Genomic DNA, 11,425 nt, shown 5'->3' on the forward strand with positions numbered 1-11,425 from the left:
CTACCAGCTATCCAACAGAACCATCAAGAAGGTTGATGGGCCCCGCCGCGAATGCACGTACGGACCCGAAGGTCTATGTCGACTGTCACGAGGATTATCGAATATCGGCTACAATATACACAAATAGAAAGTCTGCGTCAAGGGATATCTTAACGCTGTTTTTTTGATAAAAAGTGGACCATTGGACTAGTTTTCCCCTCAAATTGTCATGCCGGGCTTGACTTGTTAACTCCTTTTTCCCTGTCATCCCCGCGTAGGCGGGGATCTCCCTCTCGCATATTTATATATATTTTCCACTGACATAGCCCCGTACCGAATGGTTCGGAGCGACCGGAAATTTTGAGATTTGTCTCTTATTCTCGAACCTAGGAATTCACCACTTCAAAAGTCACTGAGAATAAGACGAATGCTCACGTCCAATTTGGGGCGTGGGTCGTTTGTGCTTATTAGTGACAAGGGTTGTGGTGACCCGCTAGGTTCAGTAAGCGATACGACTCCACGCCTTTTTTATTCCTGAAAAAAGCTGAAATCGTGTGCAAAAATAGGAGCGAACCTCTACAGCGGAGGGCTCTCCCGCTGCACATCCAAAGAGCCCAAAGGTAAAAAATGTCATTAAAAACATTAACAGACTTCATCTTTTTGGTGGATGAATTGGTCCTTTTAGCAAGGAAATTCGGCGTATCATTTGATTCTCGCGGTTTCCCCATCTTTAAGAGGGAATGGTTCTTAGAACAGGTTCCCGACTTACTTATACCCTATAGCAAACGGCACACAAAGTTTGTCCATGACCCAAAACGAACGGCACTTTGTCACTACTCACCAGATAGGGAAATTTATCCTAGGCTTTGCTGTTTAACAAACGATCTTCCTGAATACCTTTGTTTTCTTGGGGTCGTGATGTCCGACATTACCGTAACACTTGATATGGATAGAGAATGGCAAGACTTCATTATGCTTGCAAACCTTCTATATGCGGCAATTCTTGGCGCCAATGGGGTAAAAATAATACCGAACCTGCGCATAGGCGATAAAGTCAATATTGAAAATTTGAGTTGCATTCCTCATAAAGTAATATGGGCTGCCGGATTTCTTGGTTGCGAAAAAGACAAACCATGGGATATGCAATTTATTTATTCTGTGATCTCGGTAGGCGCAAGTTTCATTCTCATTTTCGGCAAACATGATGCGAACGCCGAGGACAAACTTCAGGTATTGAATATTCCGTACAAGGTTTATCCTGATTACCACAAACTTTGCAAAGGGGGAAAATAATGGCAAATTCAAAAAGGATGTATTCAAAACTTGCGGAATATTACAATGGTTTTGTTGTCCCGGGTTCAGAAAAAGACAGGGTGCGTTATGAAAAAAGTAAAGAACGCGAAAGAAAATATAACGAGCATTGGAAACAGCATAAGGTCAACTTGAATGAACTTGTGAATCGATATACTCCTGGAGCGACCCCAAAAATCGAGGGCGTAAAAGCAATTTTCGACGGCGACAGATACAAGATCATTGCAGATTTGCCTTCGGGTTATGCGAAGGTTCAGGATAAAACGACAAAAAAATGGTTAAATTATGACGGAACATTTAAACGAAACGACCGAAACGCGCATTTTAAGATTCTACGACTGGAGGAAATGATATGACATTATTCTTGCTGCTTGATATGTCGCAAATAGAATGTGACGAATTCGGTATCCCCGATTTTCCAGAACCGCCTGACCCAAGAATAGAAGAAACATTATTTGATATCGATGAAAGTTACATGGATGTTCTCGAAGAGGAATTTTACAAACCGGTGAATAATCTTTGTGGAACAATCCTTGATATGTGGGAACAGGAATTTTTCGATAAAAGTGCATGCGAAAAAATCAAACCCTGGCTTGAGGAGCGCCTAGCCAGCGAAAGCGTTCCTGAATTTTTGATAGACACCTTTAAAAAGCTGCTGGAGTATGTCGCTAGGGCGATTGACCTAAATACGGGGGTCGTCATTGAAGGATAACACTACATATAAACTTCTTGGCGTATTCTGGGACGGAAAGCCCGAATACCAAGGCGAAATAGAGTATTGCCCACGGGACGACATTCTCGACTATCGATACAAGAGAGAACTTTTCGACAACAATGATTTTTTTCGAAAAGTTGACTTGTCGGAATTGCTAAATGTCGAAAATGGCGAAATTTTGGCGAAAATAAAAGCACAAACGCAAAATTGTAACAAGGTCTTCGTCAAAAAGGATGTTGTTCTCCGTAGCGGGAACCCTGTACTTGAACGGTTTCTAGAAAAAAGAAGCCGCCAAGCGGTTCAAGGCCTTATGGACGAACAGACGTAGCCAGACTTTTTTTGTCATTGCGAGCGAAGCGAAGCAATCTCTAACAGGCATATTTATATATATTTCCCATTGACATAGCTCCGTACCGAATGGTTCGGAGCGACCGGAATTTTTGAGATTCGTCTCTTATTCTCGCAACTGAAACTACCACTTTCAAACCGTATGAGGATAAGACGAACGCTCACGTCCTATCTGGGGCGTGGGTCGTTTTGTGCTTATTATACGGAAGGGTGTGGTAGCCCGCAGGTTCAATAAGCCTACGACTCCACGCCTTTTTTGTTTCAGAAATTTTCGTGGACAATCCCTTAGGCAAGCAGAATGGAGAATGATTCTCGCAAATTCTCCGCATATGAAAAAAGGATGTTCCGCCTATGCAACCCGAAGAACTAGCACGAGAAAAAATTGACAAACAGCTTATCAGTGCTGGTTGGGACATCGTGTCACGAAATGAGTACACCCCTAAATCAACATCAGCCGTAAAAGAGGCTCTAATGCGGGGGAATACCGAAAGCGATTATCTGCTTTTTATTGATGACAAAGCTATCGCCGTAGTTGAAGCAAAACGTGAAGAAAATCCGCTAGGACCTGAAGTTGAAAAGCAGGCTGAAGAATACGCAAGAAGCCCGCAAAGCTGGTATGGATTATGGTATCAGGATTTGATTCCGCTTGTATATATGGCAAACGGGAAGAAAATTTATTTCAAGAACCTGCTTACAGACCCAGATGGTGATTATGTAGAACTTTCAGAGATGCACTCTCCGAAAAAAATGTTATCGCTCATCAATAAGACATCTGATTATGGAGCACTCCCGCATCTTAAAAAGGACGGCTTGCGAGAGTGTCAATACAAAGCTGAAATTGGATTTGAAAAATCGTTAAAAGATGGGCAAAAGAAGAATCTTGCCATTCTTGCAACAGGTAGCGGAAAAACCTATTTAGCCTGCTTGGCAAGTTATCGGCTTTTGAACTATACACCAGTAAAGAGAATACTCTTTCTAGTAGATAGAAATAATCTTGCAAGACAGACCGAGGCAGAATTCTGCCAGTTTGACCGTACCGAAGACCAGACGGAAATGAGTGCCTTATATGAAATAAAGCGCTTGAAAAAAGAGAACGATATAAAAGCAGATATCGTTATTTCCACCATTCAAAAACTCTTTGCGGTACTTACAGGTCAGTCACTTTCAGATGAAAGCGAAGATCTCGAAGATGAAAAAACGTCTATAGAAGAAGAAAAGAAAACAAAGGATGTCGTTTCACTTGGCAACGATCTAAAGCTTCCTCCGAATCACTTTCAGTTCATTATCGTTGACGAGTGCCATAGATCCATCTACGGCAAATGGAAAGCGGTTTTAGACTACTTTTCAGATGCAAAAATTCTTGGTCTTACAGCAACGCCAACACCGGAAGCGATAGCATTTTTCAGCGGCAACATCATTGAAAAATATACATATGACGATTCTGTTGTTGATGGAGTAAATGTACCATCACGTGTATATCGCATTACTACGGAAGTGACAGAACATGGAGGCACAATAGATCCAGGTTCAAAAATCGGCGAATACAATCGCATGTCCCGCGAGTCTACATCTTACGTTGCAGAACAAAGAGTTGACTATGACAATATGCAACTTGACAGGTCTGTTGTAAACAAGGACCAAATTAGGAAAGTGCTAACAGCATACAAAAATGCGATTTACGAAGATTTGTATCCAGAGCGAGAAAAGAATTGGGCATATATTCCCAAAACATTGATTTTCGCCAAAGACGACAATCATGCATCTGAAATTGTCGAAGCAGTGAAAGACGTTTTTAAAAATGAATTTGAAGACAATAAAGTTCCAGAACATTTCGTTCAGAAAATCACGTATTCCTCTGAAGATTCTAACGGGCTGATTAGAGATTTAAGAACTGAAAAAGATTTCAGAATTGCTGTTACGGTGACGTTAGTCGCAACCGGTACTGATGTAAGACCTTTGGAAATCGTGTTATTCATGAAAGATGTCCGTTCAGATGTTCTCTATACGCAGATGAAAGGCCGAGGATGTCGTACTATCAGCGAAGATAAACTTCGCGAAGTAACTCCGAACGCGATTATAAAGGAGTGTTATTACATCATTGATGCGGTTGGCGTAACTGAACATGAGAAAATAATTCCGCACCCTGTCATTGATTCGAAGCCAGGAAAGAAAATTTTGTCTTTAGAACTCCTGTTAGAGCACCTAGCGCATAATGAAGTAAGCGACGAGAATCTTTGGCTTTTAAGAGATTACTGTTCAACCATCAACAAACGATATGAAGACAATCCATTATTTGGCAGACACTTGGATTACTTCATTACAGCCTATGGTTTTGCTCCACGAACAATCGCAGAGAATATTCAGGCGGCTACAGACCAGAAGATACTAATGGAATATCCGTATATAGACTCTTCATGTGACAATAATGTACGTATGGCCACGATTTCAGAACTAATCAACAACGTTGCGGCTAGAAAGAAATTACTCGAAATGCAACGGGGATACATCCTAAGCACAGAAGAGGATCCTGATGAGATTATTTATGCCGGATTTTCTAAGGAATCGGCAAAAAAATTCATTGAAAGCTTTGAAAAATATTTGAACGAAAATAAAGACAGCATAGAAGCTTTGAGAATTATTTACAATTCCGAGGATTCCGTCATTACGCACTCTATGCTAAGCGAACTTAGAGATAGGTTGCTGTCTGAAAATAGGCAATATGGGGTGTTTCCAATATGGAAAAATTACAAGTTGTTGGACTCTGAAGGGAATGTTGACCAATTGGATGTAAAGACAAATGTCAACGCATTGACCAACCTAATTCAGATTGTCCGATATGCTTATAAAAAGAACCAAAAACTCACAAGCCTAATCAATGGATATGCAAAACGGTTTGCTCTGTATTGTGGACAACAACAGCGAGTGTTGACGGAAGATCAAGCTAAGATTATGAAGCAGATAGCAGATTTTGTCATCAATGATGGAGCGCTTTCTGTAAATGAACTGAACGAAATAGACACAGACCTTTGGAGAAAGGGCGTAACGAGTTTCGGCGGCAAAATACTTGCAGCTGAAATGCAGGTTTTATCAAGGTTTTTGTTAAAGGTGGTAGCATAATATGGCTAATCAGAAAACGGAAGGTGCTTTACTAAATAAAGTATGGAAAATCGCAAATGTTCTTTCTTCAGCGGGAGTAGGTTTTACAGACTACATCACGCAGCTGACATATATCCTCTTCTTGAAGATGGATGATGAGAAAGAAGAATTGGGTTTAGGAAGTTCTATTCCTGATGGCTGCAAATGGGCAAATCTTGTAACATATAACGGGACTGATTTGGTTGATAAATATGAAGAAATTCTAGACGAACTTTCTAAAGCCGAAGGCCTTATCGGTACAATTTTTACTAAGGCGACAAATAAAATTGATAAGCCGGTCATGCTGAAGAAAGTCATCGAGATGGTATCAGAAGAAAACTGGTATATGATGGAAGGTGACTTCAAGGGCGCTATCTATGAAGGCATTCTAGAAAAGAACGGACAGGATAAGAAGAGTGGTGCCGGCCAGTATTTCACGCCAAGAGCACTTATCTCTGCAATTGTAGATGTAATCAATCCTAAAATTACGGAAACTGTGGCTGATCCGTGCTGTGGGACAGGCGGATTCTTACTTGCGGCTTATGAACATATGCGTAAGCAAAGTAAAAATGTTGAGAAGCAGAAGTTCTTAAAAAATAACGCTTTATACGGAGCTGACAATACTTCCTTGGTTGTAACACTTGCATCAATGAATCTGTATTTACATGATATCGGCATTAATAAGAGTCCTATTGCTTACAAGGACTCTTTGATTGAAACTACCGATGATATGTATCAAGTCGTTATGACAAATCCACCTTTCGGAACTCGTCCGCAGGGAAGCATTGAGGTTTCCACAAATAGACCCGAGTTTATAAAAACATCCGATAATCAGGTGAATTTTCTTCAGCACATCATGTCTATTGTTAAAACTGGTGGACGTGTCGGTGTTGTTTTACCTGATAGCGTATTAACTGATTCAGCTCCTAGCCACAAAGCGACTGAAGAAGTGCGAAACAAGTTGTTACAAGACTTCAATCTTCATACAATATTGCGTCTTCCAATAGGCATTTTTTATGCAGACGTAAAAACCAATGTTTTATTTTTTGAAAAAGGGTCTCCTACAAAGAGTATTTGGGTTTATGATTACCGTACAGGAATCAAACACACTTTAGCAACAAAGCCAATGACTCGGGAGCATTTACAAGATTTTGTAGATTGCTATTGTGCGGGACATATGGAAGACCGAAAACCAACATATTCAAAGAAAAATCCAAATGGTCGCTGGAGGTGTTTCTCTGAAAATGAGGTGAAAAAAAATGGAAATCTTGATTTTAAATGGATTAATTTTAAGATAGAAGATAAACGGGATTTAGATGAAGTTTTAAATGACCTTAATCAAGAAGCAACCATAATTGCCGATTCGGTTAAACATTTTCAATCTTGTGTTGCAAATAATGTATCAGGGGAAAAAAATGACGACATGGACGATTTGAATGTACTTACATTAAATGAATCATTACAAGTCATCCATTCAAATTTACAAGCTTTAAAAGCTAAATTGATAGATGCTGGAGTAAAAGGGCAATTAACAGAGCGTAGCAAATCCGATGGATCGGCTAATGAAATAATAGACGCCATACTTTTTGAAAGAAATCAACTCGTTAAACAGGGGGAACTTCGGGAAAAGAATATAATTGACAAAATTGATACTTCTGAATTCCCCTATAAAATACCAGATAATTGGAAGTGGGTAAGAATAGGATCGCTTGGAGCAAATATTGACATTCCATTTGCAGATGGCCCTTTTGGGAGCAATCTTAAAAAGGAACACTATACAAAAGAAAAGCAAGTGCGAATCATACAGTTAAGCAATATTGGAGAATGTGGGTGGAAAAACGAAAACGAGAAGTATACAACATATAAACATTTAGAAACGATAAAAAGAAGTGAAGTGCACGAAGGAGACATTGTAATCGCAAAGATGATGCCAGCAGGAAGAGCAATTATTGTTCCAAAAGTTTCGAAAGCATATGTATTATCTTCTGATTGTATAAAATTCGTTCCGCATAAATTATTGTGTAAACGTTACTTGTACTATGCAATAAATTCTGAAATGTTTAGAAAACAAGTTTTAAGTAAAATTACCGGAATAGGAAGAGAACGTACAAGCTTAACCAAAATAAAAAACTTTTTAATTCCACTTCCTCCTGTGGCAGAACAAATAAGAATTGCAGACAGAATAGAATTGCTGCTAGGAGAAACATCGAAAGAATAAGTAGTTATTGTTTTCGGTTTAACCTGTATATAAAAATAGAAAACATCGTTTCTAAACGGATGACGTTTCAGGTTAGAGGCGTTGCGGGCGCGGTGACTGAGCGTCCGCTAGAAGCGGGTAGTGGAAAACTATCCCCTACCGAATTATAAAATCACTCCAGAAACATAGCCATGTAATACGGCAGTGTAACCATCTTGCCAGCAACACCTATGTTGTTTTCGGAAAGCTTGTAGCAAACCTTGGCTGCGTAGTTATCGTTATTCAAAACAGTCTTTGCCGACTTGGAGCGTCCCGTTGTCGCCTTGACTTCAATAATGGCGAGTTCGCCGCCGACATTTTCTACAAAGTCAATTTCTAGCCCAGATTCTTTGCGGAAGTAGAATAGTTTGCGACCTTGTTTAGAGAAACAATCTGCAATGATGTTCTCGTAGATGGCGCCTTTATAGAATCCCAAATCACCGCTTAGAATCTTGGCCGCGGTGCCGCGTTCCAGCATGGCGACAAACAGGCCGGAATCCTGCACATAAATCTTAAACGTATTCTCGATCTTGTAGCCTTCAAGGGGTTCTGCGATGTTGGTCAGGTTGTGGCAAATGTTGATTATGCCGCAGTCGTAGAGCCATTGGATTGCGGCTTGGTAATTTTCGGAACGGCCCTTCTTTTCAAGTTGCGAATAAACAAACTTGTTGTTTTCCTTCGCAAGTTGGGCGGGAATTGAATCAAAGACGCGATTGATGCGGCCAAGAAGCGTGCGGTCGATTTCCTCGTTTTCGTTCTCGTCAAGGTGCTTGCCAAAGTCGTCCTTGTATTCTTCAAGAATGTCTTGCTGTTCCTGCCAAACGACGTTCATGTCGTTCGTCTCGACAAATCGAGAAACGACATAAGGGAGCCCGCCTACACAAAGGTATTCCTTGAAGTAGCGGAGCATGGCGTTGTGCGTCGCCTCGCTTACGGGTTCCTTTTTCGCGAAGCATTCCTTCAGGTATGCGATGACGTTTTCGCCAATGCCCTTTGCCCACAGAAATTCCTCGAAATCCATGGGTTTCATATAAATTATTCTTTCAAAACCGGTCGGGACGCCTTTTCCCTTTTTACGGTTGTACCCCTTAATACCAAGCAGGGATCCAGTACAGATGACATCGTAGCGACCGTCTTCCATAAAAGGCTTGATGCTTGCACGGGCGTTTGCACATTCCTGAATTTCATCGAAGATGATGACGGTCTTGTTCTCAACAAAATGCACGTTGGGGAAAAGCGCCGAAAGGTCTATAGCAATCCTATTGACGTTCAGGTCTCCCTCGAAGACCTTCTTCGCATTTTCATTTTCCTTAAAGTTGATATAGACGACGCTCTCGTAGTTGTTGCGGGCGAATTCCAGGACGCTGGATGTCTTGCCGATTTGACGCATTCCCTTGACAACCAGGGCCTTCTTTTTGCCCCCCGAGATCTTCCAATTTTCAAATTCTTTAAGGATTTTTCTCTTGAACATATCCCAAAACTACACTTTTCCGACCGAATTGTCAACAACAAATCGCACTTTTCCAACCGAATTAGTGTGTTACGAGCGCACTTTTTCGTACGAAAAAGTGCATTTTTGCGTATACGCCTGATTTTATTACGTGTTTTTGTGGTAAAAATTGCCGATTTTACGCAATTTTCTCCAATTTCAGTCAAATCTTCGGCTCCATCAAGAAATAATACCGAACGTCCTCTTTCTAGGAATTATTTTTGCATATTTTATCAATTTTCATTCCTAACAAAAAAATACGGCTTAAACGGACTATTTTAGAGATTATTTTTGCATATTTTGCTGTTTTTCTTTAATTTCGCCCCCTCCCCCAATTTTCACCTCAAGTTGGAGAGGACAACGGTATGCGCCTTACGCCTTCACCTAGCAGGGCCTTTTTTCGATGCACCTATCCAGGCAAGGCGCACTCTTTTTTATTCAAGTTAACCTCTTGACAATCTGTATCCGATTAGATACATTTAATGTAGTATGATTACGATAAATCAGACTCCTGCATTTAAAAAATGGATGAGTAAATTACGGGATTATCGAGCAAAAGCTCGAATACTTTTTCGTCTGACACAAGTCGAGGAAGGCAATCTCGGAGATTACAAATCTGTTGGTGATGGCATATTGGAAATGCGGATTGATTATGGACCTGGATATAGATTATATTTTGTGAGAAATGGGGACACTGTCGTGATTCTTCTTATTGGTGGAGACAAATCTACGCAGGATCGAGATATAGAAAAGGCTAAAGAAATTTGGCGAGGAATGCAAGATGAAAAAAAGTGAAATTACAGTTCTAGACATTGCCGAATATCTCGACAACGAGGAAATCGTCGCCGAATACTTGAACATGGTCAGCGAATCTGATGACCCAGCGCTGTTTCTCCGTGCCATCGGACACATTGCGAGAAGCAAGGGCATGTCGCAGATTGCCGAAAAGACAGGACTCGGCCGTGAAAGTCTTTACAAGGCTTTAGACGAAAAAGCCCATCCGCGTTTCGAAACCATTTTCAAGGTGCTAAACGCCATGGGAATCCAAATGACGCTTGTCCCTAAAGTGAAATTCAGGAAACGCTCTAAACAAACGGAACTTTGCGTCGCTGAGAAAAGAGCGCGGTATAAGGTGTAGAGTTTTATCGGGGGTCTTAGGGGTGTCCCCTAGGCGTGGGGGTGATGGAAGACACGGCTAGATGGCGGCTCGTGGGCCGCCATGACGACGGGGCTGCAATCAGGGGGATTCTTCCCCCTTTGTATTATTAGGACTGGATTCTTAGCCCACAAGAGCTTAAGAATTGTAAGCCAATGAATTGGCAACAATTCTATACCGCCTTCGGCGTCAGAATGACGCATTTGAGGCATTATTTATCGTCATTCTCTCATCTCTCGTCTTTCGTCTTTCGTCTAAAAGCTATCTTGGCACACTTCGTGTGCATTTAGTGCGGCTCGGTTATGTCAAACCAAGCAAGCTTTGTTGCCGCAACTCTCGCCTTTAACTAAATTTCGCCTCACCGCCAGATGTCGTATTTCTGGGGAACCGGGCGAGAACCGCCCATAAAAAGGATTATTTATGTCTCAAATCGAACTCACCTTCCCCGATGGCTCCGTACGTTCCGTAGCATCGGGCACCACCGGCCTCGAAATTGCGAAGGGCATTTCCGAAGGTCTTGCACGCAAGGCGCTTGGCGTCAAACTCGGCGATAAGGTCCTCGACCTCACGCGCCCGCTCACCGAGAGCGGCACCATCAAGATTATCACGCCGAGCAACGACGACCCGGATGCTCTGATGCTCCTGCGTCACAGCTGCAGCCACGTGCTTGCCGAAGCCATCTGCGACCTGTTCCCGGGCACCAAGCTCGCCTACGGTCCGGCTATCGAAAAGGGTTTCTACTACGATTTGATGACACCGACCCCGATCCAGCAGTCGGATTTCGAGCGCATCGAAAAGCGCATGAAGGAAATCATCAAGGAAGACCGTCCGTTTACCCGTTGCGAAGTCAGCGCCGCTGATGGCCTGAAGCGCACCGAGGGCGACAAGTACAAGACCGATAACGCTCAGCGCGCACTCGCCCGCGAAGGTAGCGACGGCACGCTCAGCTTCTACGTGACTGGCGAACCGGGCAAGAACTTTGAAGACCTCTGCGCCGGCCCCCACGTGCCTTCTACCGGCAAGCTCAAGAATTTCAAGGTGCTCTCGATGTCGGGC

At 42.1% G+C, this 11,425-nt stretch carries 9 protein-coding genes and 2 pseudogenes; 10 read left to right on the forward strand and 1 reads right to left on the reverse strand.

Features of this window, described 5'->3' with window-relative positions:
- Positions 1-606 precede the first annotated feature (606 nt).
- The 7 genes and pseudogenes from IKG78_RS18250 to IKG78_RS20465 all read left to right on the forward strand — a co-directional run.
- A complete protein-coding gene (locus IKG78_RS18250; protein ID WP_290946153.1) occupies positions 607-1,272 on the forward strand; it encodes a hypothetical protein in 666 nt (221 codons plus the stop codon).
- Entirely contained in the window at positions 1,272-1,646 is a 375-nt protein-coding gene (locus IKG78_RS18255) for a hypothetical protein (RefSeq protein ID WP_290946155.1), read from the forward strand. The genes IKG78_RS18250 and IKG78_RS18255 overlap by 1 nt, the downstream gene beginning before the upstream one ends.
- Positions 1,643-2,002 carry a hypothetical protein gene (locus IKG78_RS18260; RefSeq protein WP_290946157.1) on the forward strand — a complete coding sequence of 120 codons (360 nt, stop codon included), beginning with the start codon at positions 1,643-1,645 and terminating at the stop codon, positions 2,000-2,002. The genes IKG78_RS18255 and IKG78_RS18260 overlap by 4 nt, the downstream gene beginning before the upstream one ends.
- Entirely contained in the window at positions 1,992-2,333 is a 342-nt protein-coding gene (locus tag IKG78_RS18265; RefSeq protein ID WP_290946159.1) for a hypothetical protein, read from the forward strand. The genes IKG78_RS18260 and IKG78_RS18265 overlap by 11 nt, the downstream gene beginning before the upstream one ends.
- 371 nt (positions 2,334-2,704) lie before the next feature.
- Positions 2,705-5,470: a DEAD/DEAH box helicase family protein gene (locus IKG78_RS18270; RefSeq protein WP_290946160.1), complete on the forward strand. Its 2,766-nt coding sequence runs from the start codon at positions 2,705-2,707 to the stop codon at positions 5,468-5,470.
- Position 5,471: 1 nt separating this feature from the next.
- A pseudogene (locus tag IKG78_RS20460) lies at positions 5,472-6,857 on the forward strand (class I SAM-dependent DNA methyltransferase); the annotation flags it as partial.
- A 477-nt stretch (positions 6,858-7,334) separates the two neighbouring features.
- A pseudogene (locus tag IKG78_RS20465) lies at positions 7,335-7,706 on the forward strand (restriction endonuclease subunit S); the annotation flags it as partial.
- Between the two features lie 151 nt (positions 7,707-7,857).
- On the opposite strand, the gene IKG78_RS18280 reads toward IKG78_RS20465, so the two are convergent.
- A complete protein-coding gene (locus IKG78_RS18280; protein ID WP_290946162.1) occupies positions 7,858-9,195 on the reverse strand; it encodes an AAA family ATPase in 1,338 nt (445 codons plus the stop codon).
- Positions 9,196-9,702: 507 nt separating this feature from the next.
- Here IKG78_RS18280 and IKG78_RS18285 point away from each other — a divergent pair.
- From IKG78_RS18285 to IKG78_RS18295, 3 genes are all read left to right on the forward strand, one after another.
- Positions 9,703-10,008: a type II toxin-antitoxin system RelE/ParE family toxin gene (locus IKG78_RS18285; RefSeq protein WP_290946164.1), complete on the forward strand. Its 306-nt coding sequence runs from the start codon at positions 9,703-9,705 to the stop codon at positions 10,006-10,008.
- A complete protein-coding gene (locus IKG78_RS18290; RefSeq protein WP_290946166.1) occupies positions 9,995-10,351 on the forward strand; it encodes an addiction module antidote protein in 357 nt (118 codons plus the stop codon). The genes IKG78_RS18285 and IKG78_RS18290 overlap by 14 nt, the downstream gene beginning before the upstream one ends.
- 438 nt (positions 10,352-10,789) lie before the next feature.
- Positions 10,790-11,425 (forward strand): TGS domain-containing protein (locus tag IKG78_RS18295; protein WP_290946168.1); only part of this gene is annotated, 636 nt, incomplete at its 3' end.

This window comes from Fibrobacter sp. (assembly GCF_017545445.1).
Classification (GTDB): Bacteria; Fibrobacterota; Fibrobacteria; order Fibrobacterales; family Fibrobacteraceae; genus Fibrobacter.

Bases quoted from the DNA above. Each gene is read 5' to 3' on its own strand.
- IKG78_RS18250 (WP_290946153.1), top strand. From the start codon at position 607: ATGTCATTAAAAACATTAACAGACTTCATCTTTTTGGTGGATGAATTG.
- IKG78_RS18255 (WP_290946155.1), top strand. From the start codon at position 1,272: ATGGCAAATTCAAAAAGGATGTATTCAAAACTTGCGGAATATTACAAT.
- IKG78_RS18260 (WP_290946157.1), top strand. From the start codon at position 1,643: ATGACATTATTCTTGCTGCTTGATATGTCGCAAATAGAATGTGACGAA.
- IKG78_RS18270 (WP_290946160.1), top strand. From the start codon at position 2,705: ATGCAACCCGAAGAACTAGCACGAGAAAAAATTGACAAACAGCTTATC.
- IKG78_RS18280 (WP_290946162.1), bottom strand. From the start codon at position 9,195: ATGTTCAAGAGAAAAATCCTTAAAGAATTTGAAAATTGGAAGATCTCG.
- IKG78_RS18285 (WP_290946164.1), top strand. From the start codon at position 9,703: ATGATTACGATAAATCAGACTCCTGCATTTAAAAAATGGATGAGTAAA.
- IKG78_RS18290 (WP_290946166.1), top strand. From the start codon at position 9,995: ATGAAAAAAAGTGAAATTACAGTTCTAGACATTGCCGAATATCTCGAC.